Annotated in this window: 27 protein-coding genes and 1 tRNA gene; 13 read left to right on the forward strand and 15 right to left on the reverse strand. The window is 61.5% G+C overall.

Features of this window, described 5'->3' with window-relative positions:
• Positions 1-56: 56 nt before the first annotated feature.
• The 5 genes from HJB89_RS32180 (at position 57) to ubiG (ending at position 4,178) form a co-directional block, all read left to right on the forward strand.
• Complete coding sequence (locus HJB89_RS32180) at positions 57-905, forward strand: alpha/beta fold hydrolase (protein ID WP_221150991.1); 849 nt, start codon at positions 57-59, stop codon at positions 903-905.
• Positions 906-1,023: 118 nt separating this feature from the next.
• A complete protein-coding gene (locus HJB89_RS32185) occupies positions 1,024-1,770 on the forward strand; it encodes an SDR family oxidoreductase (RefSeq protein ID WP_221133184.1) in 747 nt (248 codons plus the stop codon).
• A gap of 35 nt (positions 1,771-1,805) precedes the next feature.
• The gene (locus HJB89_RS32190) at positions 1,806-2,438 is read left to right on the forward strand and encodes a glutathione S-transferase family protein (protein WP_221133185.1); all 633 of its coding nucleotides are present in this window, start codon (positions 1,806-1,808) and stop codon (positions 2,436-2,438) included.
• Between the two features lie 403 nt (positions 2,439-2,841).
• Complete coding sequence (locus HJB89_RS32195; RefSeq protein ID WP_259672169.1) at positions 2,842-3,366, forward strand: amidase; 525 nt, start codon at positions 2,842-2,844, stop codon at positions 3,364-3,366.
• 65 nt (positions 3,367-3,431) lie between these two features.
• Complete coding sequence (gene ubiG / locus HJB89_RS32200) at positions 3,432-4,178, forward strand: bifunctional 2-polyprenyl-6-hydroxyphenol methylase/3-demethylubiquinol 3-O-methyltransferase UbiG (RefSeq protein ID WP_221150992.1); 747 nt, start codon at positions 3,432-3,434, stop codon at positions 4,176-4,178.
• Positions 4,179-4,196: 18 nt separating this feature from the next.
• Here the strand turns inward: ubiG and HJB89_RS32205 are convergent, their stop codons facing one another.
• The 5 genes from HJB89_RS32205 to HJB89_RS32225 are packed head-to-tail and all read right to left on the reverse strand — an operon-like array spanning position 4,197 to position 7,135.
• A complete protein-coding gene (locus HJB89_RS32205) occupies positions 4,197-4,775 on the reverse strand; it encodes a DUF3291 domain-containing protein (protein ID WP_221133187.1) in 579 nt (192 codons plus the stop codon).
• Between the two features lies 1 nt (position 4,776).
• Positions 4,777-5,205: a DUF1178 family protein gene (locus HJB89_RS32210; protein ID WP_207581957.1), complete on the reverse strand. Its 429-nt coding sequence runs from the start codon at positions 5,203-5,205 to the stop codon at positions 4,777-4,779.
• The gene (locus HJB89_RS32215; protein WP_221133189.1) at positions 5,202-6,059 is read right to left on the reverse strand and encodes a carbon-nitrogen hydrolase family protein; all 858 of its coding nucleotides are present in this window, start codon (positions 6,057-6,059) and stop codon (positions 5,202-5,204) included. The genes HJB89_RS32210 and HJB89_RS32215 overlap by 4 nt, the downstream gene beginning before the upstream one ends.
• A 10-nt stretch (positions 6,060-6,069) precedes the next feature.
• Positions 6,070-6,327, reverse strand: coding sequence for a glutaredoxin 3 (gene grxC / locus HJB89_RS32220; RefSeq protein WP_221150993.1), 258 nt, complete (start codon positions 6,325-6,327; stop codon positions 6,070-6,072).
• A 31-nt stretch (positions 6,328-6,358) separates the two neighbouring features.
• On the reverse strand, positions 6,359-7,135 hold the full coding sequence (locus tag HJB89_RS32225; protein ID WP_221133191.1) for a ComF family protein: 777 nt from the start codon (positions 7,133-7,135) through the stop codon (positions 6,359-6,361).
• Between the two features lie 182 nt (positions 7,136-7,317).
• On the opposite strand from HJB89_RS32225, the gene HJB89_RS32230 reads away from it, so the two are divergent.
• Positions 7,318-8,202 (forward strand): methyltransferase domain-containing protein, encoded by an 885-nt coding sequence (locus HJB89_RS32230; RefSeq protein WP_221133198.1) that lies wholly within the window; start codon positions 7,318-7,320, stop codon positions 8,200-8,202.
• 14 nt (positions 8,203-8,216) lie between these two features.
• On the opposite strand, the gene HJB89_RS32235 is transcribed toward HJB89_RS32230, so the two are convergent.
• From HJB89_RS32235 to HJB89_RS32260, 6 genes are all read right to left on the reverse strand, one after another.
• Positions 8,217-8,384 (reverse strand): Flp family type IVb pilin, encoded by a 168-nt coding sequence (locus HJB89_RS32235; protein WP_207581961.1) that lies wholly within the window; start codon positions 8,382-8,384, stop codon positions 8,217-8,219.
• Between the two features lie 70 nt (positions 8,385-8,454).
• The gene (locus HJB89_RS32240; protein ID WP_207581962.1) at positions 8,455-8,772 is read right to left on the reverse strand and encodes a hypothetical protein; all 318 of its coding nucleotides are present in this window, start codon (positions 8,770-8,772) and stop codon (positions 8,455-8,457) included.
• Positions 8,773-9,000: 228 nt separating this feature from the next.
• Entirely contained in the window at positions 9,001-9,414 is a 414-nt protein-coding gene (gene mutT, locus HJB89_RS32245; protein ID WP_007632760.1) for an 8-oxo-dGTP diphosphatase MutT, read from the reverse strand.
• Positions 9,411-10,217 carry an N-acetyltransferase gene (locus HJB89_RS32250; protein ID WP_207581963.1) on the reverse strand — a complete coding sequence of 269 codons (807 nt, stop codon included), beginning with the start codon at positions 10,215-10,217 and terminating at the stop codon, positions 9,411-9,413. The genes mutT and HJB89_RS32250 overlap by 4 nt, the downstream gene beginning before the upstream one ends.
• Entirely contained in the window at positions 10,198-11,439 is a 1,242-nt protein-coding gene (gene argJ, locus HJB89_RS32255; RefSeq protein WP_221151002.1) for a bifunctional glutamate N-acetyltransferase/amino-acid acetyltransferase ArgJ, read from the reverse strand. Before argJ ends, HJB89_RS32250 begins: the two co-directional genes overlap by 20 nt.
• A gap of 114 nt (positions 11,440-11,553) precedes the next feature.
• Positions 11,554-12,435, reverse strand: coding sequence for a peptidylprolyl isomerase (locus HJB89_RS32260; RefSeq protein ID WP_221150994.1), 882 nt, complete (start codon positions 12,433-12,435; stop codon positions 11,554-11,556).
• A gap of 245 nt (positions 12,436-12,680) precedes the next feature.
• Between HJB89_RS32260 and secA the strand changes: the two genes are divergently transcribed.
• From secA to HJB89_RS32275, 3 genes are all read left to right on the forward strand, one after another.
• A complete protein-coding gene (secA, locus tag HJB89_RS32265) occupies positions 12,681-15,398 on the forward strand; it encodes a preprotein translocase subunit SecA (protein ID WP_221150995.1) in 2,718 nt (905 codons plus the stop codon).
• 179 nt (positions 15,399-15,577) lie between these two features.
• Positions 15,578-16,993 (forward strand): oligosaccharide flippase family protein, encoded by a 1,416-nt coding sequence (locus HJB89_RS32270; RefSeq protein WP_221150996.1) that lies wholly within the window; start codon positions 15,578-15,580, stop codon positions 16,991-16,993.
• A complete protein-coding gene (locus HJB89_RS32275) occupies positions 16,994-18,271 on the forward strand; it encodes a GNAT family N-acetyltransferase (protein WP_221150997.1) in 1,278 nt (425 codons plus the stop codon).
• Between the two features lie 58 nt (positions 18,272-18,329).
• On the opposite strand, the gene HJB89_RS32280 is transcribed toward HJB89_RS32275, so the two are convergent.
• On the reverse strand, positions 18,330-19,961 hold the full coding sequence (locus HJB89_RS32280; RefSeq protein ID WP_207581968.1) for an AMP-binding protein: 1,632 nt from the start codon (positions 19,959-19,961) through the stop codon (positions 18,330-18,332).
• 250 nt (positions 19,962-20,211) lie between these two features.
• On the opposite strand from HJB89_RS32280, the gene HJB89_RS32285 reads away from it, so the two are divergent.
• A complete protein-coding gene (locus HJB89_RS32285; protein ID WP_207581969.1) occupies positions 20,212-21,192 on the forward strand; it encodes an aldo/keto reductase in 981 nt (326 codons plus the stop codon).
• Positions 21,193-21,278: 86 nt separating this feature from the next.
• Here HJB89_RS32285 and HJB89_RS32290 read toward each other — a convergent pair whose 3' ends face one another.
• Positions 21,279-21,857 (reverse strand): TetR/AcrR family transcriptional regulator, encoded by a 579-nt coding sequence (locus HJB89_RS32290; RefSeq protein ID WP_221150998.1) that lies wholly within the window; start codon positions 21,855-21,857, stop codon positions 21,279-21,281.
• A 129-nt stretch (positions 21,858-21,986) separates the two neighbouring features.
• Between HJB89_RS32290 and HJB89_RS32295 the strand changes: the two genes are divergently transcribed.
• Both HJB89_RS32295 and HJB89_RS32300 read left to right on the forward strand, forming a co-directional pair.
• Complete coding sequence (locus HJB89_RS32295; RefSeq protein WP_221117840.1) at positions 21,987-23,282, forward strand: MFS transporter; 1,296 nt, start codon at positions 21,987-21,989, stop codon at positions 23,280-23,282.
• 124 nt (positions 23,283-23,406) lie between these two features.
• Positions 23,407-23,491 (forward strand) — tRNA-Leu (locus tag HJB89_RS32300).
• Between the two features lie 185 nt (positions 23,492-23,676).
• Here the strand turns inward: HJB89_RS32300 and HJB89_RS32305 are convergent.
• Positions 23,677-23,964, reverse strand: coding sequence for a hypothetical protein (locus tag HJB89_RS32305; RefSeq protein WP_097622071.1), 288 nt, complete (start codon positions 23,962-23,964; stop codon positions 23,677-23,679).
• A 168-nt stretch (positions 23,965-24,132) separates the two neighbouring features.
• Positions 24,133-24,417 carry a hypothetical protein gene (locus HJB89_RS32310; protein WP_207581972.1) on the reverse strand — a complete coding sequence of 95 codons (285 nt, stop codon included), beginning with the start codon at positions 24,415-24,417 and terminating at the stop codon, positions 24,133-24,135.
• Between the two features lie 200 nt (positions 24,418-24,617).
• Here HJB89_RS32310 and HJB89_RS32315 point away from each other — a divergent pair, with 200 nt between their 5' ends.
• Entirely contained in the window at positions 24,618-26,366 is a 1,749-nt protein-coding gene (locus HJB89_RS32315; protein WP_207581973.1) for a cation:proton antiporter, read from the forward strand.
• Positions 26,367-26,384: the final 18 nt, after the last annotated feature.

Consider the following 26,384-nt stretch of genomic DNA (forward strand, 5'->3'; position numbering starts at 1 on the left):
TCAAGGGCGGCCCCTGGCCGCCCGCATCCTCCAAACCCCAGCAAAGGATGAATACGATGTTTACCCACCAGACCGCCCCGACCGAATTCGTCGACGCCAACGGTATCCGCTTCGCCTATCGCCGCTTTGGCAATAAAGACGGCATTCCGCTCGTCTTCAATATGCACTTCACCGGTACGATGGATCATTGGGATCCACTGGTAACCGATGGTTTGGCAAGGAATCGCGAGGTGATCCTGTTCAACAATGCCGGCATATCAAGCACCTCTGGCGAAGTGCCAACTTCAATCGAAGAAATGGCCATCAACGCCGCAGTCTTCATCAAGGCGCTTGGGCTGACTGAGGTCGACGTTCTCGGCTTCTCGCTCGGCGGACTTGTCGCACAGGAACTGGCGATCGCAGAACCGTTGCTCGTGCGCCGGCTGATCCTCGTCGGTACCGGTCCGCGCAGCGGTGAAGGCATGACAACATTGACGCCCGAGGCCCAACAGATCTTCGGCGCAAGTTATGCGGATCCGGATAATCTCTGGCTTGGCGTCTTTTTCACACCTTCCGAGAAAAGCCAGACGGCCGGCCGCGAATATCTGAAGCGCTTCCGTCTACGCAGCGAGGGTCGTGATCCGGACGTCAGCGACAAGGTAGCATCGGCCCAGATCGCAGCACTTGGCAAGTGGGGCGCTCCTCGCGAGAATCCCTTCGACTATCTCAAGGCGATCCATCAGCCGACGCTGGTCGTGAATGGAGGACACGACGTGATCATCTATACCGTCAACTCCTTCATCCTGCAGCAACACATCCCGAACGCGCAGCTCATCATCTACCCCGATGCGAACCACGGCTCGCAGTATCAGTATCCCGAGCTCTTCGTCGCGCACGCATCTCATTTCCTCGATGCACTGAAGTAACCGACCCAAACCGGCGCAATCCAGCGCTCCGACAAGCCCAGCCGACACCCAGCACGCGACTACCGGCCGATCGACCATGCGCGGATCATCCTGAATTCTAACTCGAAAGGAGACCTTCGTGCCCAATCTTTCAGGTAAAACCGCCCTCGTCACTGGTGCCTCGCGCGGCATCGGCCGCGCCAGCGCCCGGGCGCTGGCCAAGGCAGGCGCACAGGTGCTCGTCCACTACGCTAGCAGCCCGGCAGAAGCCGACGCTGTTGTCGCCGAGATCCGCGCAACCGGCGGCCGCGCCGAAAAAATTGGTGCCGACCTTTCGGCAGTAGACGGACCGCACAAGCTCGCCAGGCAGACCCGCGACATTATCGGCGGGCGACTTGACATTCTGGTGGCAAACGCCGGCGTCTCGAAAGCCGCGACAATCGAGGACATGACGGTCGAAGACTTCGACGGTCTCTACGCCGTCAATGTCCGGGCGCCTTTCTTCCTCGTGCAGCAGCTGCGGCCGGTGATGTGCACCGACAGCAGTGTCATCTTCGTCTCCTCGCTCGCGGCGCATGCCTCGGTCGGCACGCTTTCGGCCTATGCCGCGACGAAGGGCGCAATCGATACACTGGTCAAGCATTTTGCCTCGGCGCTCGGCCCGCATGGCATCCGAGTCAATGCCGTTGCCCCCGGCGTCGTCGAGACCGACATGTCGAACTTCACCAAGACGGATGCCGGCCGGGATTTCACGCTCGGCATGCAGGCGCTGAAGCGCATCGCCCAACCGGACGATATTGCCGGCGCCATCGTCTTCCTCGCTTCCGACGATGCCCGGTGGATCACCGGCGACACACTCCGCGTCGACGGCGGATCGAAACTGTAAACGCTCATCCATCTCAATCCTTCAAGGACAGGACAATGAAACTCTATCAATCCAAGGGTTCGCCCAATTCTCGCCGCGTGCGGATACTGATCGCCGAAAAGGGCCTCGACGTCGAACTGGTCGCTATCGACCTGGGCGCCAAGGAGCAATTCTCCGATAGCTACCGGGCGGTCAACCCGCGCGTGGTGGTGCCGACCCTCGTGCTCGATGACGGCACGGCGATCGGCGAGGTTCCCGCCATCCAGCGTTATCTCGACGAGGCATATCCTGATGTGCCGCTGCTCGGTACGACGCCGAAGGAAAAAGCGATCATTGCCATGTGGGATCGGCGGGTAGAGGCGGAAGGCTTCGCCTCCACAATGGAAGCGATCCGCAACACCGTGCCAGGACTGAAGGACCGCGCCATTGCTGGCCCGCATGATTACGAACAGATCCCTGCCCTCATCGACCGTAGCAGGAAACGTCTCGCCAATTTCTACGGCGATCTCGAAATGCGCCTAAAAGACGTCCCCTTTGTTGCCGGCAATGCCTTCTCGGTGGCCGATATCACGGCACTGGTGACCGTGGATTTCGCTACAAACGCAATCTCCGCGCCAATCCCTGCTGAGACGACGGCATTGAAGGCCTGGTACGACAAGATCGCCAACCGGCCAGCGGCAACTGCTTGATGCCCGTAAGCGACGGTAGCAAGCATTGCGACCGTCGCATACGCTTCTCCTGCCCCTGCAACTCGGATCTCCTCTGGGAACAGGGCCGCACCGCTCGCTCCGCATAACCTCTTGGGGTTATGTTCGATCCGTCCGCCTTCCTTCGTCATTTGTTCACAAAAACAAAATGCAGGCGAAGACTTGCGCGGAGCAGCTATATCGAACCCTGCTTTGGCAGCTTTCGCCATGAAGATAACCATAACTCTTCGCGGAGGCGGAACATGACTGACACTGTAAAACTCGACCGTGCGCTCGGACTCTGGTCCGGACCTCGGCTACTACCACGTTGAGCCGCAAGTGCAGCGCGTCGTCCTCGACGCGGTCGGCGAATTGCGTCTCGCCGGCGATTGTCGACGAGGTTCCGATGCCCTGGACGCGCGCGGTCAACGACGAATGGCTCGACCTCTGGTGCGTCTTCATGTCCGCCTTCTTCGGCGAGACGATCGAAAGATATCGCAACAATATAGATGCCGCTGTCGTTACGATGATCGAGCGCGGCATGGCGATGAACGCCACTGCCTACAAGCGGGTGGAACTGCTGCGCACTTCGATGTGGCGCGACATGGCCAGGCTTTTCGAGAGTTACGACGCCCTGCTCTGCCCGACCTGCGCCATCACCGCCCCGCCAGTCCACGAGACCGACGACGATTATGTCTCGACGCTTACAGATGGCCGCTTCAAGGGCCTCGACATGACCTGTCCCTTCAATATGCTGCCGCAGCTTCCGGCCCTCTCGCTGCCCGTCGGCCTTGCCGCCGATGAGCTCCCCGTCGGGCTGCAGATTGTCGGCCGCCGTTTCGGCGACGAACATGTACTTTCCCATGGTGCTGCGCTGGAGGCACGCCTAATCGCAACCGGCATCACCCCAACGCGTCTGCCGCCACCCTGAACCGTGCCCCTTGACTTATGCCCCCGATCGTCCGACTTCACTTGGGACGAACGAAGGAGAGGACGATGACGGAAACCGCCAGAAGCACGATCGACCAGACCGAGGTGGACCGCTTCTCGGCAATGGCGGCGGAATGGTGGAGCCCGACCGGCAAGTTCAAGCCGCTGCACAAATTCAACCCCGTCCGCCTCACCTATATAAGAGACAAGGCCTGCGAGAATTTCGGCCGTGATCCGAAAAGCGCCCGCCCGTTCGACGGCCTGCGCGTACTCGATATCGGCTGCGGCGGCGGTCTGTTGTCTGAACCGGTCGCCCGCATGGGCGCCTCAGTCACCGGCGCCGATCCGTCCGAGAAGAATATCGGCATCGCCTCGACCCATGCCAGGGCTTCCGGCGTTTCGGTCGACTATCGCGCCGTCACCGCCGAGGAGCTGGCAGACGCCGGCGAAACCTTCGACATCGTCTTGAACATGGAAGTGGTCGAACACGTTGCCGACGTCGAGTTCTTCATGACCACCTGCGCAAAAATGGTCCGTCCCGGCGGCCTGATCTTCGTTGCCACCATCAACCGCACGATGAAGGCGGCAGCGCTTGCCATTTTCGCCGCCGAGAACGTTCTACGCTGGCTGCCGCGGGGCACCCACCAATACGAGAAACTGGTGCGCCCGGAAGAGCTGGAAAAGCCGCTGGCGGCAAGCGGCCTCGAAATCACCGACCGCACCGGCGTCTTCTTCAATCCGCTGTCGAATCAGTGGAGCCTGTCCAGGGATATGGACGTGAATTATATGCTGCTGGCGAAGCGACCCGCATAGCTCCACCGATAATAAGCGCTACACTTTCAGCGTTCGGACGCAGGCAAGCAGATCCTTTTGAGTTTCTGCATTGCGAGCGGCAAGTTCCCTGACCCGGTCGCGATCGATTGTCGTCTCCGCTCCGCCAGGCCCGTAAGCCTGCTTGAACGTAAAGGCGCGAGGGCTTTGCCCGTGATCGGCAAGATATTCGAGGTGTTCGACACCCTCCTGCCAATCGGGCCGGTGATGCCCCGACACCCACCACAGAACCAGCGGCGGCCATGTCTGTGTCACATTCCAGTTGCGCGCGTGTTTCAGCGCCTCGGCATGCACGCCGTTATAGGTAAAGGCCATCAGGCACTCGATGTCGGCCCAGAGCGAAAGGGAGGAGGGCGCGGACGTAAAACCGCTGCCTTCGATATAACGGGGAAAGACTTGAACGCCCCAGCTTCTGGCTCCGGGATAACCGGGATAACCGGAGCGTCCGATAAAGCCGCAGGCACGGCCGGCGGCTTCGAAATTCAAGGGCTCGCGGAGAACGAAGCCTTCGACCGTTTCGCTTTCGGCAGGCGCGATGTGCAGGCCGAAATTGTAGAGGGCAAGACGCGCGGACTGCATTTCAGTTCACATCTTCAGGTAAAACCGGAATGGCGGCGATCTCGATGCCCTCTTCGAGCAGCGCCTGCGCCTCGTCGACCGTCGCCTGGCCGATGATGCCGCGGGCATCCGCCTCGCCATAATGGATCTTGCGGGCTTCCTCGGGAAACTGCGTGCCGACGTCCTCGGAATTGGCCTTGACCGCGGCGACCGCCTCTTTGAGCTTTTGCAGCGCCTCCTGACGCAGGGCATCCATCGCCAGCGTCTGCCTCTCGTCCTTCTTCCGCGCCGTCGACACCGAGGGCGCCATCAGGAGCTTGGAGACGGCGGCGGAATGACAGACCGGACAGGTCAGGAAACCGGTCGCGACCTGACGATCGAAATCGGCACTTTCCGAAAACCAGCCTTCGAATTCATGGGCATTGTCGCAAGTGAGGGAATAGCGGATCAAGCGGCGACGCCTCCGGCGACTGCTCCCGCAATCTTCTCGACCGAGAACTCCCGGCCGTTCCTCAGATTCGGGATCTTGTCATGCGCAGCCTTGACCGCGCCGGGATCGATGTCGGCGATGATGACCGCCTCCCCTGTGGCGCCGGCCGACGCCAGCACCGTGCCCCAGGGATCGACGATCATCGAATGGCCGAAGGTCTCGCGCCCGTCCTCGTGCCGGCCGGCCTGCGCGGCGGCGATGACAAAGACACCGTTCTCGATCGCGCGTGCCCTGAGCAGTATCTCCCAATGCGCTTCGCCGGTCTGCTTGGTAAAGGCGGCGGGAACTGTCATCACCTCGGCGCCGGCAACCGCCTGGGCGCGGAAGAGTGCTGGAAAGCGCACATCGTAGCAGATCGCAAAGCCCACTTCGGCAAAGGGCAGCGACAGGACGCGCGCCTCCGAGCCAGCCGTATAGGCAGCACTTTCACGCCAGCTCTCGCCATTGTCGAGGTCGACGTCGAACATGTGGATCTTGTCGTAGCGATTGCGGATCCTGCCGTCGGGGCCGAACAGGAAACCGCGATTGGCGATCTTGCCGTCGGAAAGCGCGATCGCCGTCGAGCCGACATGCATGTGGATGCCGAGTTCCCGGGCGAGCTCGGAGCCGGTCTTGACGATGATGTCATGCGTCTCGTCTGCGAGCACCGCACGCGCCGCCGCGCGGTCGCGCTGCAGCATGCCGGTCATCTCAGGCGTCTGCACATAGGTCGCGCCTTGGGCGGCGGCCTCGCGCACCAGCCGCGCCATGGCGGCGGCATTCTTCACCGGATCGACCCCGGAACACATCTGGACGGCGGCGGCCTTGAAGCTCATCGGTTCGTCCTCAGGCCGCCAGCATCGGATCGAGCTTGCCGGCCCGATCGAGCGCAAACAGATCGTCGCAACCGCCGACATGATCGCCGCCGATGAAGATCTGCGGGAAGGTGGTACGCCCGTTCGACTTGCCGATCATCTCCTGGCGAAGGTCCGGTGAATATGTCGCATCGTGCTCGACGTAGTCGACACCCTTTTCTTCGAGAAGGGACTTGGCGCGGGTGCAAAAACCGCAGAACTGCCGCGTATAGATGGTGACGGGTATCATAATCTCTCCAGACCGATGCCGGGTATTTCTGTCATATAGGCTCGGACAACGCCCTTGCAAAGGTCAAAACCGTTATCTCGGCCGCGCCCGCCTTGCGCAGCGTCCGGCTTGCCGCAGCCACCGTCGCCCCTGTTGTATAGACGTCGTCGACGAGGACGATGCGCTTGCCGAAAATGTCGTTTTCGCAACCTTTGGCAATCGCGAAAGCGCCCCTGACATTGCCTTCGCGCGCCTTCGCGCCAAGGCCAACCTGCTGGCTGGTGCGCTTGACGCGCACAAGTGTGGCGGCAAGAAGCGGCTTACCCGAGAGCCTTGCCATATGGCGGGCAAGTTCGGCTGCCTGGTTGAATTTGCGCGCCAGCATACGGGTGCGGTGCAGCGGCACCGGGATCAGCGCATCGCAGCTTTCGACCGTCCCGTCGGAAGCGCGCAGCATCCAGGCAGCCATCATCGGCGCCAGATCGGTGCGGTCGCGATATTTCAACCCATGCACGAGATCGCGAACCGCATGGTCGTGGGTCGCAGCCGAGCGCAGCCGATCGAAGGGCGGCGGGTGGGCAATCGCCTCGGCGCTGAGGATGCCGGTGCCGAGATCATGCGAGAAGGGAATGCCGAGCACCTCGCAATAGGGCCGTTCGATGAAGCGGATGCCGGACCAGCATTTCGCACACAGCCCGCGATGGCCGCCGGTCGAAATGCCGCAGACGGAACAGGCGGGGGGATAGAGAAAATCTGCAAGCACGGAAAACGGCCGCAAGAGCTGCGCCCGCAAGAACTCCGTCCGTGTTTTGCCATCGATCGGCCTCATGCGGCTGAGACTAAAGCATGTCGCGCAAAAGTGTGCAGCGGTTTTTGCGTCAACGACATGCCTAAAAACAAAGAGCTAAAGCGCATGGAGCGAATCTGAAAGATCGCGACGCGCTTTAGCGCGTTCTTCCAGAAAGGAAAATCGTCTTGCTGCGTCAGCGCCACAGGATTAATGACATCGTCATGGAATCGATCTTCGACAGAGCCCTGATCGCCGCACATCGTCATCGCGCGCTCGCGAATAACGACCCGAAAGCCGCCTTCCTGCTCGACATTGCCGCTGAGGAAATGGCGGAAAGGCTTGCTGTTATCGAGCGGACCTTCGAGACCGCCGTCGAACTGCATGGCGCAACTGGAGCCGCCGCCCGTGCCGCGCTGGCGACCGGCAAGATCGGCACGATGATGCGCGTCGAGAGCGAGAAGGCCTATGCGAGCCCAGGCGAAACCTTGATCGAGGCGCCGCTTGAGGACGTGCCGCTCCAGCCGCAATCGGCCAATCTCATCCTTGCTCCGCTCAGCCTGCATCTGACCAACGATACGCCAGGCGTCTTCATCCAGATCCGTCGCGCTCTAAAGCCGGACGGCCTATTCCTGGCGGCTATCCCCGGTGCCAGCACGCTGCAGGAACTGCGCGACGTGCTGCTGGCCACCGAGGTCGAGATGACAGGCGGCGCAAGCCCGCGTGTCATCCCCTTCGCCGATGTGCGCGATGTCGGCAGCCTCTTGCAGCGCGCCGGCTTCGCGCTGCCGGTGATCGACGCGGAAAACTACACGGTACGATATGATTCGCTATTTCCGCTGATGCGGGATCTGAGAGCCATGGGCATGAGCAATCCGCTTGCAGCCCGGGGCCGGGTGCCGCTGACGCGCGCCTTCTTCCTGCGTGCAGCCGAGATCTATGCCGAGCGCTATTCCGATCCCGACGGGCGCATCCGCGCGACCTTCTCGATCATCTATGTCTCGGGATGGGCGCCGCACGAGAGCCAGCAAAAGCCGCTGAAGCCGGGTTCAGCCAAGGCACGCCTTGCCGATGCGCTGAAGGTGGACGAGCACAAGCTCAGCCAGTGACAGCGACGGTCTCTTCAATTTGTGATCATACCGTTGTTGATCACGTTGAAGACATTCTGAAGGGCGCCGGTGAAGAACCCGAGACCCGAGACGAGAGCGCCGCAAATGAGCGCGGCGATCAGACCGTACTCGATGGCCGTCGCACCTCTGTTATCTGCAAGAAATGCTTTCAAAAGATGCATGACCCCAACCCTTGGCGCGAACTGACAGCAAACGACCATTCCACGACCATCGGGCGATGGCCGGCATTTTTCAGCAACCGGCGCCGACGCCATAGCCCTGGACGACGCAGACCGAGCCGGGCGTATCCTGGAGGACGCTGCGGCGGATCGTATAACGCTTGCCGCTTTCGCTCTTCGGGATCGATCCGGTTGTCATCGTGTCGAATTCAAGCGGCGCGCTGGCAAAGACGCTCTTCTTCGAGGAATCCGCAAGCATCGGCGTCAGGATAAGCGTCAGGGCGACCACCGCCGTGCCGAACAGAAGGGCGATATTAAGCGCACCCGTCCTGCGCGAGGCAGACGAAACCCGTTCCTTTTCCCGGACAGCTTTCCAGAAATCATCGTCCATGACGTCAAGCCTTTTAATACACGCACGCCAGATGCTTGATTGAGGCCGATCTTTGGCAGAAGGTGTTAAATGATCCATTAATATCCACAGCCGAAAATGGCCCGGCATGATAATAATCAGGTAACGCTAATACATATCATCGGGAAATTTGCAGCGGTTCCGGGGAGGCATCATGCAAAAGACAAAGACTAAAGCGCATCATCCGAATCCGGATCGGCGTGATGCGCTTTAAAGTAAATCCTGCAGCATTGGGATGAGCGGCTCGTCGGCCGGCGGCATCGGGTAATCGCGTAGCGCCTGCGGACGCACCCATTTCAGTGCTTGACCCTCGCGGCCCTGGGGAATGCCCTCGTAACGCCGGCAGATATAAAGCGGCATCAAAAGGTGGAAGGTTTCGTAAGAGTGGCTGGCGAAAGTCAGCGGTGCCAGGCAGGCGATCTTGGTGTTGATGCCGAGCTCCTCTTCGAGCTCCCGCACCAACGTTTCCTCCGGCGTCTCGCCGGGCTCGACCTTGCCGCCGGGAAACTCCCACAACCCGGCAAGCGACTTTCCCTCGGGGCGCTGTGCCAATAGGATACGCCCATCGGCATCGATCAGCGCACAGGCGACGACCAGCAATATCTTCCGGCCGGCATCGCTCATCGCGGCTCCTGCTGCCAATAGCAATAATGATAAGCGTCGCGAAAACCGAGGCGTTCATAGAGTGCGATGGCCGGACGGTTGGACAACTTCACCTGCAGCCAGGCCGATCGGGCGCTGCGCATGCGCGCCCAGCGCAGCGCCGAGGTCAGGATCTCGGTGCCCAGTCCCTCGCGCCGCCGCGTTTCGGAGACCGAAAGCGACATGATGCCGGCAAGGTCGTTGTCCTGAACGCAGAGCACGGTCGCCAGCGGGCCGTCCGCCGCATTCTCGATCATGAACAGGCCGGACGGCGGCTTGATCGCCGAAATGATCTCGGCAAGCGCCGGCTTCAAGTTCAGTGGCGCCCGGTCGACGGCGAGGTTGGCGTCGACGAACCGGCCGATATCATGGGTCGGCAGGTGATCGAGCGTATCCGGCAGCTCGGCCTCGGCAAGGTCGCAGGTCATCACCACCGTCTCGTCGAACCGCGTCCAGCTCTGCGCGCGCAGAAGCTCGATCAGCACCGGCGAAGCAAGCGGCGTCTGGCGGATGACGGCGGCGCGGCCATAGGCCTCGAACTTCCGGCTCGCCTTTTCCAGGCGGATTTCGACGTCGCGATGGTCCGAGGGATCGAGCGGCACGATCGAATTCAGCCGGTTGGACGGATGGCCGGCCGTCAGCCGCACCTGCCAGCTGCCGTCATATTGCACGGACGCCGCCGGCCAGGCCCGGAAGCCGACGGCCTCCAGCCTGCGCACCAGCGGCAGATTGTGTGAAGAGATGGATGCCTGCACCAAAGAACGATCAGCTCCGATAGTCGCCATTGATCGCAACATATTCCTTGGTGAGGTCGCAGGTCCAGACGGTTGCCGAACCAGTGCCGAGTCCAATGTCAACTTTGACGGGGATATCCTGCGCCTTCATGACCTTCGAGGCGGCCTCCTCGGAATAATCGGGATCGCGCTCGCCATTGACCGCGACCCTGATGTCGCCGAACCAGATGGCCAGCCGGTCGCGGTCGGCCATCTCGCCCGATTTGCCGACCGCCATGACGATGCGGCCCCAATTGGCGTCTTCGCCGGCGGCCGCCGTCTTGACCAGCGGCGAATTGGCGATCGACAGTCCGATGCGCTTGGCTGCGGCATCGCTCTCGGCGCCCGTCACGATGATTTCGAGCATCTTGGTGGCGCCCTCGCCGTCCCGCACCACCTGCAGCGACAGATCCTTCAGCACGTCGTTGAGTGCGGCCCGGAATGCTGCAAGGCGCGGGTCGTCGGCACTTTCGATACGGGCCTGGCCGTCCTTGGCCGCAGCACCCGTCGCAAACAGCATCAGCGTGTCGGAGGTGGAAGTGTCGCTGTCGACGGTCATGGAATTGAAGGTCGGGCCGACGCCATCGGACAGAAGCACTTGCAGCGCCTCGGGCGCGATGTCGGCATCGGTGACGACGAAGGAAAGCATCGTCGCCATATCGGGCGCGATCATGCCGGCGCCCTTGGCAATGCCGTTGATCGTCACGACGACGCCGCCGATCTCGGCGCTGCGGGTCGAAACTTTTGGATAGGTGTCGGTCGTCATGATCGCCTTGGCGGCCTCGAACCAGAAATCGCCGGTCGCTTCGACCTGCATCCGCTCCAGAACGCCTGAGAATTTGGTGGCGTCGAGCGGCTCGCCGATGACGCCGGTCGAGGCCAGATAGACTTCGTTTTCGGCGCAGCCGACTGCAGCGGCAGCCGACTTCGCCGTCAGTGCGGTCGCCTGGCGGCCCTTCAGGCCGGTGAAGGCATTGGCATTGCCGGAATTGACGACGACGGCGCGGGCACTGCCATGCGGCAGATTGGCCCGGCAGAAATCGACCGGCGCCGACGGGCACTTCGAACGGGTGAAGACGCCCGCAACGGCCGCCGGCTTGTCAAAGACCATCATCAGCACGTCGGTGCGGTCCTTGTACTTGATGCCGGCGGAAGCCGTCGCCATGCGCACGCCGCGCAGCGGCGGCATCGAGACGAAGGATTTCGGAGCGAGCGGAGAGACGGAACCGGACATGATGAAACCTGCCAATGGGCATTTCCAGGCGAATGGAAACCGGTTCGCCGTCCGGAAATGCAACAACAACAATGATATTAAAGGGCCCGGAAAAACCGGGCCCTGATGCGAATATTACTGCTTCGGCGCCGGCGCGACGGGATCACTGCCCGGCTCCGGCTGCTTGTTGGCCTGATCGTAACCCTTGCGCAGCGTCTCGTCGGTGATTTCGATCTTGGCGGAGGCCTTCGCCTTATTCAGAAGTTCAAGATACTTGTCGCGCATGACGAGCTGACGAACCTGATCCTGCACCTGCTCGAAGGGCGGCGGCGCGGCGTCGCGTTGATCCTCGACCTTGATGACGTGATAGCCGAAATCGGTCTTGACGGGCGTCTTGGAATAGGTGCCCTTCTCCAGCGCGAAGGCCGCGTCCTCGAATTCCTTGACCATCCGGCCGCGCGAGAAATAACCGAGATCGCCGCCTTCCGACTTGTTCGGATCGGTGGACTTTTCCTTGGCGAGTTCGGCGAAATCCTTGCCGGCGTCGAGCTGCTTGATGATGTCCTTGGCTTCGTCCTCGGTCTTGACGAGGATATGACGGGCGTGAACTTCCTCCTGCTTCGGCAGAGCAGCGACTTCCTTGTCGTAGCGAGCCTTGACTTCTTCAGGCGTCACGATGTCGACGACATGCTTCTTGAAGTAGGCGTTGTGCAGCTCGCGGTCGGTGAGATACTGCATGCGCTTCTTGAATTCGTCGGTCTGATCGAGCTTCTCGGCCGCAGCGTCGGCGGCGAGCAGCTTCACGTCGATGGCGGCGGAAAGGGCTGCGACCTTCTTTTGGTCATCGGGAAGCTGCGCCAGCTGCGGGTCGAGATTGGCGACGGCGAGGTCGAGTTCCGACTGGTGAATCTCCAGCGTGCCGACCTTGGCGATGACGGCATCATCGGCATAGGCCGGGGCCTGGAGTGCAACAAAAGTTGCAAACGCCAGTACGGCAAGTTTGTTGGTGCTCAACATGAAATACCCTTCACAGTTACATCGCCGGTTTCAGCATCGCCTGAATCGGCCCAAAATAGCCATCAACACCGGATTGTGGCCTTTCTGTATCCGCCAAATCCGTTGACATCATTCGACCCCCCTCTTATCTGTCACGCAACCTCGCGTCCAGAACAGTTTCCGGGCGTTTTAGCCGCGCGCCTGATTTTCGGCTGGGCCGCGAACAACAAACGTCGGGGATGAATATTTGAGAAAGGACCAGTCATATGGTCAGCTTTGGCGGTCTAGCCCGCAAGTTGTTTGGATCTTCCAATGACCGCCGCGTGCGGTCTTTCCAACCGAACGTCACTGCCATCAACTCTATCGAAGAGAAGACCCAGGCCCTGACGGACGAGCAGCTCACGGCAAAGACCGTAGAGTTTCGTGCGCTGCTTGCCGAGGGCAAGACGCTCGACGACATTCTGATCCCGGCCTTTGCCGTCGTGCGCGAAGCCTCGCGCCGCGTTCTCGGCCTGCGGCCTTTTGACGTACAGCTGGTCGGCGGCATGATCCTGCATTCGAATGCGATCGCCGAAATGAAGACCGGCGAAGGCAAGACCCTCGTCGCCACCCTGCCGGTCTATCTGAACGCGCTTTCCGGCAAGGGCGTGCACGTCGTCACCGTCAACGATTACCTCGCCCAGCGCGATGCCGCGACCATGGGCCGCGTCTACAGCTTCCTCGGCATGACCACCGGCGTCATCGTCCACGGCCTCTCCGACGAGGAACGTCACGCGGCCTATGCCTGCGACATCACTTACGCCACCAACAACGAACTCGGCTTCGATTATCTGCGCGATAACATGAAGTACGAGAAGAACCAGATGGTCCAGCGCGGCCACAACTTCGCGATCGTCGACGAAGTGGACTCGATCCTCGTCGACGAGGCGCGCACGCCGCTGATCATCTCCGGTCCGCTCGACGACCGCTCCGAACTCTATAATACGATCGACGCCTACATTCCGATGCTGGTGCCTAGCGATTACGAGATCGACGAGAAGCAGCGCTCGGCCAACTTCTCGGAAGAGGGCACCGAGAAGCTGGAAAACCTGCTTCGTCAGGCCGGCCTCTTGAAGGGCAACGCACTCTACGACATCGAGAACGTCGCGATCGTCCACCACGTCAACAACGCGCTGAAGGCCCACAAGCTGTTCCAGCGCGATAAGGACTATATCGTCCGCAACGACGAAGTCGTCATCATCGACGAGTTCACCGGCCGCATGATGCCGGGCCGCCGCTATTCGGAAGGTCAGCACCAGGCGCTCGAAGCCAAGGAAAGGGTGCAGATCCAGCCGGAAAACCAGACGCTGGCCTCGATCACCTTCCAGAACTATTTCCGCATGTATGCCAAGCTCGCCGGCATGACCGGTACAGCGCAGACGGAAGCGGAAGAATTCGCCAACATCTATAATCTCGATGTCATCGAGGTTCCGACCAACCTGCCGATCCAGCGCCTCGACGAGGACGACGAGGTCTACCGGACCTTTGACGAGAAGTTCAAGGCGATCATCGAGGAGATCCTCGACGCCCACAAGCGCGGCCAGCCGGTACTGGTCGGCACCACCTCGATCGAAAAATCCGAACTGCTCGCCGAACGCCTGCGCAATCAGGGCTTCGACGACTTCAAGGTATTGAACGCCCGCTATCACGAGCAGGAAGCCTATATCGTCGCACAGGCCGGCGTGCCGGGTGCCATCACGATCGCCACCAATATGGCCGGCCGCGGTACCGACATTCAGCTCGGCGGCAACCTCGACATGCGCATCGAGCGCGAACTCGGCGAAGTCGAAGCCGGTCCCGAGCGCGACGCCCGGATCCAGGCAATCGTCGAGGAAATCAAGGAACTTAAGCAGAAGGCGCTCGCCGCCGGCGGTCTCTACGTCATCGCCACCGAACGCCATGAAAGCCGCCGCATCGACAACCAGCTGCGCGGCCGCTCCGGCCGTCAGGGCGACCCCGGCCGCTCGAAATTCTACCTCTCGCTTCAGGACGACCTGATGCGCATCTTCGGCTCCGACCGCATGGACAGCATGCTGACCAAGCTCGGGCTCAAGGAGGGCGAGGCGATCGTCCATCCGTGGATCAACAAGGCCCTGGAGCGCGCCCAGAAGAAGGTCGAAGCCCGCAACTTCGATATCCGTAAGAACCTGTTGAAGTACGACGACGTTCTCAACGATCAGCGCAAGGTGATCTTCGAGCAGCGCCTCGAACTGATGGAATCGACCAATATTTCCGAAACCGTTTCCGACATGCGTCGTGAGGTGATCGAGGATCTGGTCGAAAAGCACATCCCCGAGCGCGCTTATGCCGAGCAATGGGATGCAGCTGGCCTGAAGACCGGTGCCTTGAACATCCTTAATCTCGACCTGCCGGTTGAAGATTGGGTGAAGGAAGAAGGCATTGGCGAAGACGATATCCGCGAGCGCCTGACGGAAGCCACCAACGCCGCCTTCACGGAAAAGGCCGAGCGTTTCGGCGACGACATCATGCATTATGTCGAACGCTCGGTGGTCATGCAGACGCTCGATCATCTCTGGCGCGAGCACATCGTCAATCTCGACCATCTGCGCTCCGTCATCGGCTTCCGCGGCTATGCCCAGCGCGATCCGCTGCAGGAATACAAGTCGGAAGCCTTCGAGCTGTTCACCGCGCTGCTGAACAATCTGCGCGAGGCGGTGACCGCACAGCTGATGCGCGTCGAGCTGGTGCAGCAGGCCCCTGTCGAGCCCGAACCGCCGTTGATGCAGGCCCACCACCTGGATCCGACGACCGGCGAGGACGATTTCGCCCCGGCGATCTACCAGGCATCGGAAGTCCTCGTTTCTCCCGAGAACCGCAATCCTGATGACCCGGCCACCTGGGGCAAAGTCGGCCGCAACGAGACCTGCCCCTGCGGTTCCGGCAAGAAATACAAGCATTGCCACGGCGCCTTCGAACAGGTCTGAGGCAAGCCGCAAAGACTGCGAAAATGCCGCCTTCGGGCGGCATTTTCTTTTCTGCGGCAGCGCCGGAAAACCGGAATTACAGTGTCGGGCGGCAAGCCCGATCCGGAACCGTTTCTTAACCCTGTTCTGTCAAGACTTCGGGACGATTTGCCTGACTTTCAGAGTTTTGCGTGTTCATCATGGCGGTCATAGAAACAGCGGAGAAAATGCTGCCCGCGGGCCTGCGCCTGATCGGCGGCCGCGCGTTGCGCATGCTTGCAGCCGTGCTCACCGAACGTGGTGAGAAGGCGGCCGCTCAGCGCATGGCGCTGACGGCCTTCACGATTCGCATCCTTAGCGCGGCACTCGCCTTCGTCTCCCAGATCGTGCTTGCCCGGCTGATGGGCGAATATGAATACGGCATCTTCGTTTTCGTCTGGGTACTGGTCGTCGTCTTCGGCGATCTCTCATGCCTTGGTTTCCAAACGGCGATCATCCGCTTCCTGCCGCAATACCGGGCAGCCGGCGCCGTAGAGGAAATCCGCGGCCTCACCGGCACGGCGCGCATCTTTGCACTGCTTTCGGGTACTGCAGTGCTCGCCGCCGGCATGCTCGGGCTGCATTTCTTCGGCGATATGATCCAGGTCTATTATCTCGTCCCGATCTTCCTCGGCCTGCTCGCCATGCCGATGATCGCGCTCGGCGACATTCTGGAAGGCACCTCGCGGGCGAACCACTGGCCGGTGATGGCGCTGAGCCCGGTCTATATTATCCGCCCCATCCTCATCATCGCCTTCATGCTGATTGCCATTGCCAGCGGCGCCGAGCATACGGCCGTCACCGCGATGCAGGCAGCACTCGCCGCGACCTTCGTCACCGCGCTTGGCCAGTATGCCGCAACGCTCTATCGCCTTCGCCGGCATTATGACAAAGGCCCGCACAAGGTCGATTTCCTCGCCTGGTTCAGCGTCGCTTTTCCGATTTTCCTGATCGAGGGCGTCAGCTTCCTGCTCACCAATTCCGATGTCGTCGTTGTCGGCATTTTCCTCGAGCCGCACGACGTCGCCATCTACTTCGCCGCCGCCAAGACGATGGCGCTGGTGCATTTCATCAATTTCTCGGTCAAGGCGGCCTCCGGCCCGCGCTTCTCCTCGATTATCGCCGAAGGCGACCACGCCCAACTGGCGACCGCCGCTATCGACGCCGCCCGCTGGACCTTCTGGCCGGCGCTCGGTGTTGGACTTGCGGTGCTTGCCGCCGGACATATTCTGCTGTCGCTCTTCGGCGGCGCCTTCACCTCAGGTTTTCTGGTCATGGCGATCCTGCTCGCCGGCATCCTCGCCAAGTCGTTGGTCGGCCCGGCCGAAACGCTGCTGATGATGGCCGGCAGACAGAATATCTGCGTCGCGCTCTACGCCGGCGCGCTGACGGCCAATGTCGGCCTCAACCTTGCTTTGATCCCGCATTACGGCATCGAAGGCACAGCGATCGCCACGGCTTCCGCCATGGCGGTCGAGGCAATCCTGCTGCATCTCGCCGTGCGCCGCACGCTCGGCATCGTCCTTTTCGCCTTCGCCAGCCCCTCCACCGCAACGCCAGAGATGAGAGTTCGATAGATGGTGCGTATTCCTCCCGTTACCGAAAGCACCGACAGCGCTGCCAACCGCATGGTGCATGATCTCGCCGCGCTGCATTTCGAAGCGCCGCGGGCCGAGGCGCGCGCCGAGATCGGACGACCCGGACGCGAGCTCTGCCTCTACCCGGGCAAGCTCGGCTATGAGCTGCAGGAAGAACTCGACTTTCTCTCCCACCGGGCTATGGAACCGAACGTCTTCTTCTCCGGCCGCTTTCTCGCTCCCGCCATGCCGCGGCTCGAAGACCGGCAGGTAAACTTCGCCCTGATCCGCGACTACAATGCCGGCCGCAGCCGCATGCGCTTTCTGATGCCGTTTTCGATCGACAAGCCGGGCTTTGCCGTCGGTCCGTCGATCATCCGCGGCTGGTCGAACAGCTTCGGCCCGCTCGGCACGCCGCTGGTCGACAGCGAGGATGCAGCCGAGACCCTCGACAACCTCTTCGAGGGACTGACCGCGCGCGATCTCAATCTGCCCGGCATACTGGTTCTGCCGGATCTCAGGCTGAACGGCATCTTCGTGCGCATGGTCAAGGCCGTTGCGCTCAGCCGCAATCTTCCCGTCACCGTCACCAATCCCTACTTGCGGCCGATGCTGCAGAGTGACGAAGAGGCGCCGGCCTATCTCGGCCGCACCATCTCTTCCTCGCACATGCGCGAGATGCGCCGCCAGTGGCGTCTGCTGGAGGAACAGGGAACGGCGGTGTATGCCGTCGCCCGCCAGCCCCGCGAAATCCACATCCGTTTCGAGGAATTCCTGGCGATGGAAGCCGGCGGCTGGAAGGGTAAGCGGCGAAGCGCTCTTGTCACCGATCGCTATCATACGGCTTTCGCCCGCGAGGCGGTGTCGAACCTTGCCGCCGTCGACGCCGTGCGTATTCACACGATCGACCTCAACGGCAAGGCGATTGCCGCCATCGTCGTTTTGATGATGGGTGGCGAGGCCTACACCTGGAAGACCGCCTATGACGAGAACTATGCCCGCTATTCGCCGGGCAAGCTATTGATGAGCGAACTCACCGAATGGCATCTCGACGACGCCAATATCGTGCGCTCCGATTCCTGCGCCGTCTCGGATCATCCGATCATGAGCCGCTTCTGGCAGGAGCGCGAGGAGATGGGAACGCTGGTGATCGGCCTGACGCAGAACGGCGACCGCGACATGCGCCAGGTCTCAGCCCAGCTCCACATGTACCGCAGCACCCGCAATATGGCGAAGATGCTGCGCGAGAAGATCATGTCGCTGGCCGGCCGGGGCTAAAGCCCTTTATTTGCATATCGTTCTTCCGGAACCGCTACACACTTCCGGGCGATATGCACTAATCTTCGGCCGCCGCCTTTTCGCGCAGCAGCCGGCGGATCACCTTGCCGGTGGTCGTCAGCGGCAAGGCATCGATGAATTCCACCTCGCGCGGATATTCGTGCATTGAAAGCCGCGTCTTCACCCACTCCCTGATATCGGCGGCCAGCGCTTCGCTTGGATGATGGCCTGGCGACAGAACGATATAGGCCTTGACGATCTCGGTGCGCACCGTATCGGGTTTGCCGACGGCGGCGGCAAGCTGCACGGCGGGATGGCCGATCAGGCAATCCTCGATTTCGGCCGGGCCGATGCGATATCCCGACGAGGTGATGACGTCGTCATCGCGGCCCTCGAAAGTGACGTAACCGTCGGCGTCCTGCCGGCCGATATCGCCGGTAAGCAGCCAGCCTTTGGCGAATTTTCGCGCCGTCGCCGCCGCATCGTCCCAATAGCCGAGGAACATCACGGGATCGGGACTGGCGATAGCGATCTGGCCCGGTTCGCCGACTGGCAAAGCGTCACCCGCTTCGCTGACGATCGCAACGCGATGCCCGGGCACCGCCCGTCCGATGGCGCCCGCCTTGGTGACGCCATGGGCAGCGCTCGAAGCGAGCACGAAATTGCACTCCGTCTGGCCGTAGAATTCGTTGACGGTGATGCCGAGCGTGCGCTGTGCCCATTCATAGGTCTCGCGGCCGAGCGCCTCCCCGGCCGAGCCGATGGTGCGCAGCACCAGATGGTATTTCGAGCGTGGATCCGAAACAGATCGCATCAGCCTCAATGCCGTCGGCGGAATGAAGGCGTTGCGCACCCCCATCTCGGCCATGATCCGATAGGCCATGTCGGCATCGAATTTCTGCGCCGGCGACGAGACGACGGGAACGCCGAGCAGCAGGCTCGGCAGCAGCGCGTTGAGCAGCCCACCCGCCCAGGCCCAGTCGGACGGCGTCCAGACCTTGTCGCCCGCTTTCGGAAAATCCTCATGGGCAAACTGCATGCCGGGAATATGGCCGGGCAGCACACGGTGGCCATGCAGCGCACCCTTCGGCGGCCCCGTCGTTCCCGAAGTGAAGATCATCAATGCGGGATCGTCCGGACCGGTCTTGACGACATCGAAGACGGGAGAATGGCCGTCCACCAATTCGCCGAAGGCGGCTGCATCGGTACTCGCCCCGTCGATGCTGATGAGATGTTTCAGCATCGGCAGCCGATCGCGGATCTGGCGGATGCGTTCGAGACCGAAGCCATTGGTGACGACGGCCACGACGCCTGCCGCCTTCAGCCGGTATTCCAACGCCTCGACGCCGAAGAGCAGCGCCAGCGGCAGCGCGATCGCGCCGCTCTTGTAGATCGCCACATGCGCAATCACCGTCTCGAAGGATTGCGGCAAGAGCAGCGCGACGCGATCGCCACGTTCGATACCAAGCGAAACCAGCGCATTTGCAAAGGCCGAGGAACGGTCGGCGAGCGCGCGATAGGTCAGGGTGCGGTGATGGCCGTCCGGGCTGAAATGTTCGAGGCAGACGCGCTCCGGCGCCCTCGCCGCCCAGTCGTCGCTGACGGCGCGGCCGATATTGAAGCCTTCGGGAATCCGCCACGAGAAATCGCGATAGAGATCGTCGTAGCGATCGTGGGACGGCAGGATCATAGGCGAAATCCGGTGAATGCTGCACCAGCTAACACCTTGTGCTGCAATTGCGCAAGCAGCCGGTCCGGGGCGGCGATGACAGGCCTGGCTTCCGAGCCCATCACGCATTGTTGTGTGCCTGGCAGAACGGTTCTTCGTCGGCCGCCCTGCGACTTTGCCGGTTCCGCGCTAGATCATGGAGGCCATCCCCTGGGGCATGGAATTGGGGGCATCGAATTGGGTGATCAAATTTTAATCGCGGAGTCGTTTCATGGAATACGCAAAATTTGGCAAGACCGGTCTGGAAGTTTCGAAAATCTGCCTGGGCTGCATGACCTTCGGCGATCCCGGCCGCGGCAATCATGCCTGGAGCCTGCGGGAAGAAGAAAGCCGGGCGATGATCAAGCAGGCGATCGACCTCGGCATCAATTTCCTCGACACCGCCAACACCTATTCCAACGGCTCCTCGGAAGAGATCGTCGGCCGTGCTATTAAAGATTTCGCCAAGCGAGAGGACATCGTGCTGGCGACCAAGGTGTTCAATCGCATGCGGCCAGGCCCCAACGGCGCCGGCCTGTCGCGCAAGGCGATCTTCGATGAAATCGACAACAGCCTGCGCCGTCTCGGCACCGACTATGTCGACCTCTATCAGATCCACCGCTTCGATTACACGACGCCGATCGAGGAAACGCTGGAAGCGCTGCACGACGTCGTCAAATCCGGCAAAGCGCGTTATATCGGCGCCTCCTCCATGTATGCGTGGCAATTTGCCAAGGCGCTCTACGTCTCCAGGCTGAACGGCTGGACCGAATTCGTCAGCATGCAGGACCACCTGAACCTGCTCTACCGCGAAGAAGAACGTGAAATGCTGCCGCTCTGCGAAGATCAGAAGATCGCCGTCATCCCCTGGAGCCCGCTTGCCCGCGGCCGACTGACCCGCGACTGGGACGAGGCGACGGCGCGCAGCGAAACCGACGAATTCGGCAAGACGCTCTACACGCAGTCGAGCGATGCAGACCGCAAAATCGTCGAGGCCGTGGCCGAGATCGCCAAGGCTCGCGGCGTCTCCCGCGCCCAGGTCGCAACCGCCTGGATCCTGCAGAAGAGTGCCGTGACCGCCCCGATCATCGGCGCTTCCAAACCGGGCCACCTCAGCGACGCGGTTGCCGCGCTCTCCGTCAAGCTCACCACTGAAGAAATCGCCGCACTGGAAGCACCCTACATCCCGCACGCCGTCGCCGGTTTCAAATAGCCGCCGGCGGGTTTTCAGCCTCAGCGATCAAGGCAGATCCCCTCCGTTTGCGCGGAGGGGAAATCGAAACCATCACCATCCTGAGATTATATCCGACTGCCGGGATCGAGCTGCCGGCGCATCGTCACCAGAAACTGCTCGGCAAGCGCCCTGTCCTCCACCGCGCGCGCCAGAATGACGGCGCCCATCATCGATGAGAGGGTCGTCGCGGCATTGGCGCGGCGTTCTTCTTCGGTCTCGCCGGGAACGATATCGGCGAGTGTGTCGACCAGCACGGACAGCCCGTCGCTGAAGACGGCGTGGACAGCACCGCGGCTGCGGCTCACCTCCTGGATCAGCGTCGCGAAGACGCAGCTGCCGCCCGGATCGTCGACCGTGCGCCAGTGGATATAATGGTCGAGCAGCGATTCCAGCGGCCGATCCGGAGAATCGGCGATATGCTCCTTCCAGCGCGTTTCGACCTTGTCGATCAGCTTACGGCTGACCTCCAGCGCCAGGTCGTCCTTCGAAGCGAAATGACCGTAGAAACCGCCATGCGTCAGCCCCGCCGCCTTCATGATGTCGGCGACGCCGACCCCGTCGAAACCGTTCTCGCGGAAGAGCACGCCGGCAACGCCCAGGATTTTCTCTCGGTTTTCGGCAAACTTCTCGCGGCTCACCCGCATTTTTCATCTCCAGAAATAGTCGCTTGACAAAATATATGACGTCCATCATCAATAGGCAACAAATATGATGGCCATCATGTAAATCGATCTTGCATTTTCCCCAAGCTGAATTCGAACGGAATCTCGCCCATGGTTTCCACAGCCCTTGCCTCCTCTCTTGCCCGGCGTAACATCCACTACGGCTGGGTCGTCGCTGCCGCAACCTTTCTCACCATGCTGGTCACCGCAGGCGCCATGGGCGCACCTGGCGTTCTCATCAAGCCGCTGCAGGACGAGTTCGGCTGGGAGACGTCGCAGATCTCCTCAGCCCTTGCCATCCGCCTGATCCTTTTCGGTTTCATGGGCCCGTTCGCCGCCGCCTTCATGAATTATTTCGGCGTGCGCAAGGTCATCGTTTTCGCCCTCACCCTGATCGGCGCTGGCTTCATCGGTTCGCTGTTCATGACCACGCTGTGGCAGCTGCTGCTGCTCTGGGGCATTGTCGTCGGCTTCGGCACCGGCCTGACGGCCATGGTACTCGCCGCAACGATCTCCACCCGCTGGTTCACCAAGCATCGTGGCCTCGTCGTCGGCATGCTTTCGGCAAGTTCGGCCACCGGCCAGCTCGTCTTTCTGCCGCTGATGGCGGAGCTGACGCAACGCTATGGCTGGCGCTCGACGGTGTTTTTTGTCTGCGCCATGATCATGGTCGCAGCCCTTGCCGTGCTAGCCTTCATGCGCGACCGGCCGGCCGACCTCAACTTGCCCGCCCTCGGCGAAACCCAGGTAACGCCGCCGCCGGCAAGCACCTCTCTCGGAGTCGCGCTGATGACGCCAATCACAGTGCTCAGAGACATCTCGAAGACGTCGACTTTCTGGATCCTGTTTGCCACCTTCTTCATCTGCGGCCTCAGCACCAATGGCCTAATCCAGACCCATTTCGTCACCCTCTGCGGCGATTTTGGCATCGTGCCGGTGGCCGCCGCCAGTGTGCTGGCCGTCATGGGCATCTTCGATTTCTTCGGCACCATCGGCTCCGGCTGGCTGTCCGACCGCTTCGACAATCGCTGGCTGCTGTTCTTTTATTACGGCTTTCGCGGCCTGTCGCTGCTCTACCTGCCCTTCAGCGATTTCAGCTTTTACGGCCTCTCCATCTTCGCCGTCTTCTACGGCCTCGACTGGATCGCCACCGTGCCGCCGACCGTCAAGATCGCCGCCGACCGCTTCGGCCGCGAAAAGGCCGGCCTCGTCTTCGGCTGGGTCTTCGCCGGCCATCAGCTGGGAGCCGCCACCGCCGCCTATGGCGCCGGCCTCTCGCGCACGGAGCTTTCGAGCTACCTGCCCGCCTTCTTCATCGCCGGCGCCTTCTGCCTGCTGGCATCGATCCTGGCGATCACGCTGAAGAAGTCCGGCCTGACCGCTCCGGCACCCGCGGCGGCCCATTGATATCAAAAGCATCCGGCCTCGAAACGAGGTCGGATCTCTCTACAGGATCAGTTGGATAACTTCGCTTGCCCGTCTTGCGCGTGCAGGCGCTCACATGTTAGACAGCCGCCCGGTCGTATCCGTTGCCCCATTGGCGGAATTGGTAGACGCGCTCGACTCAAAATCGAGTTTCGAAAGAAGTGCTGGTTCGACTCCGGCATGGGGCACCAGCCTACGCTCTATGAGCTTCGGCTCGGCCAGCCGAAGAGAGCAGCTAAGCGGAGGCTGTCGCGCCGCAGTTCCGTCAGGAATGAAGGCGGACTGGTTCGATAGTTCATCCCGAATACAATTGTGTCGTACCTCCGCATCAACAAACTGACGCGGGAGCACGCAACGAATCCGTATCCGAATAAAACTACTTGTTCTTCAACAGCCACATCTTGCCGGCCATGGTGATGCCGTAGACGTCTTTCGAGACATCGTCATCGAGGTGCCGCCGCTCGAGAAAACCAGGCTCCTTCAGCTCACCCAGCGTCTTGGCGGTGACCGATTTGATTTTCTGAGGCCGCTCTTTCCAACGGTCGGTCTTTGCGTAGGTCACCGTCGCGTTCTGATGCGTCCATTTATTGGCTGGCTGAGGGTAAAGGTCTCCATCCCTGGCGAGTTTCAGTGCGGCAATCTGGGACGGCGTAAGCTCAATCATACTAAAAGATCCTGTGCAGGTGTTGTTTGCGCTGGGAATGCGCTTGTACCAAAGGCGTGCTCATAACACCGACGGACGAGTTTCACCACTGCATTGCGATATTCGCGCCACGAAAGGCGAAAACCCGGCTCATTGGAACCGGGCTTCGCCTTCGTCGGGTAATCCTGGTCAATCGCAACGCCGGACCGTCTTGGTAACCTCGCCTTCGTCGGTCTGTCGGGTGACGCTCCTGGTTTCGCAGCCATAGTCGCGATAGCGGCGGTGCTCGCGTTCGCGCACCGCACCGAAAGTGACGCCACGCTCGCTGATGGTGATGCCGGGTCGTACCCGCTCATGACGATAGCCGTCGTCATAGGAACGCTCCCGGACATAGACGCTGTCGGCGAGAACAGGCGCTGCAAACGAGCAGGCGGCAAGGGCCGCTACCGTACAATTCAGGATGATCTTCCGCATGTCGTTTCTCCTTTCTTGATGAAAGAGCAACGAGACAAGAGACAAGTGGTTCCAACATCGCCGGAGGCCCGACCTTGCGGCAGACGAGTTCCGGGCCTCACGGGCAAGACCGCAAACAAGGGCAGCGCACCCAAATCAACTGTTTAATTCCGCTTGCACTTCGTACAGAGTGGCCGCCGCAATCACAGGAAGGGTCAGACGTGCATCAGGAAGTAGGGCTCATCGCGACGGTTGCCGTCAGTTTCGTTTTCGCGGCGGTCCTGGGGTATGCTGCTGACCGGCTTCGGCTGCCGCCGCTGGTCGGCTACCTGATGGCCGGTATCCTGATGGGGCCGTTCACGCCGGGCTTCGTCGCCGATACCGCCCTTGCCGGTCAACTCGCCGAAATGGGCGTCATCCTTCTGATGTTCGGCGTCGGCCTGCATTTTTCCGCCTCCGACCTGCTGGCCGTGCGTGGCATCGCCGTGCCGGGCGCGATCGGGCGCATCATCCTCGCCACCCTCATGGGCATCGGCCTTTGCAAACTCTGGGGCTGGAGCCTCGGTGCCGGCATCGTCCTGGGCCTGAGCCTGTCTGTGGCGAGCACCGTCGTTCTGCTGAAGGCGCTGGAGGAGCGCAATCTCGTCAACGCGCCGAGCGGGCGCGTCGCCGTTGGCTGGCTGATCGTCGAGGATCTGGTGATGGTGCTGGCGCTAGTGCTGCTGCCGGCCCTTGCAGAACTTCTGGGTGGCAATGCCGTCGCTACGGCCAACCACGGCCTCGGCGAGCTTTCCCTGGTGCTGACGATCGGCCTGACGCTGCTGAAGGTTATGGGTTTCGCCGCCATGGCGATCTTCCTCGGCCCGCGCATCGTGCCCTGGCTGCTGACGATGGTCGCCCGCACCGGCTCGCGCGAACTCTTCACGCTGACGGTACTGGCGATCGCCCTCGGCATCGCCTTCGGCTCGGCGGCGATCTTCGGCGTCTCCTTCGCGCTCGGCGCCTTTTTTGCCGGCGTCGTCATGAGCGAATCCCAGCTCAGCCACAGGGCAGCGGCCGACTCGCTGCCGTTGCAGAATGCCTTCTCCGTGCTGTTCTTCGTCTCCGTCGGCATGCTCTTCGACCCATCGATCCTGGTGCGCCAGCCGCTGGCGGTGATCGGCGCGCTGGCGCTCATCATCCTCGGCAAGGGCATCATCACCTTCACGATCGTCATGCTGCTGCGATATCCGATCGGCCTGGGGCTGACCTTGGCCGGCGGCCTTGCCCAGATCGGCGAATTCTCCTTCATCCTCGCCGGCCTCGGTGTCTCGCTTGGGCTGCTGCCGCATGAGGGCCAGGATCTGATCCTTGCTGCGGCAATCCTGTCGATCACACTCAATCCCATCGTAATCTTCGCGACCGACGGGCTGAAGAAATATATCCATTCGAAATGGCCCTCCCTTTGGGAAAGCTACGGCAGGAAGAGGCAGAAGGCGCTCGGCAAGGAACTGGAAAAAATCAAGGCGCTCGGTGAGGAGCGCGAACGCGAGCATCAACTGAAGATGCAGCAGCTGATCGAGACTTTCCCGCTATTCTCTGAGGTCGACGAAGACGCGCAAGAGGAACTGCTGCTGCTCTTCAAGGCGAAATCCGCGCCGCCCGGCGAGCGCGTCATCCGCCGCGGCGATCGCGGCGACGGCATGTATTTTATCTCATCGGGAGCGGTGGAAGTCCGCCTCGCCAGTGGCGCGATCCGCCTGGAGCCCGGTGCCTTTTTCGGCGAAATGGCGCTTCTGACCGGCGGACGGCGCACTGCCGACGTCATTGCCGTCGACTTCTGCCAGTTCGAGGTGCTCGAGCGGCGCGACTTCAACATGTTCATGGCGCGTCATCCCAATTTGCGCGCCGCAGTCAGCGAAATGGCCCAGAAACGCACGGAGATGAACGACCAGCGTCAGCAATGGGAAAAATCGATGGATCTCTCATGACGCAACATGGGCGCATGT

The organism is Rhizobium sp. NZLR8, assembly GCF_019685025.1.
In the GTDB taxonomy this organism is placed as follows: Bacteria; Pseudomonadota; Alphaproteobacteria; order Rhizobiales; family Rhizobiaceae; genus Rhizobium.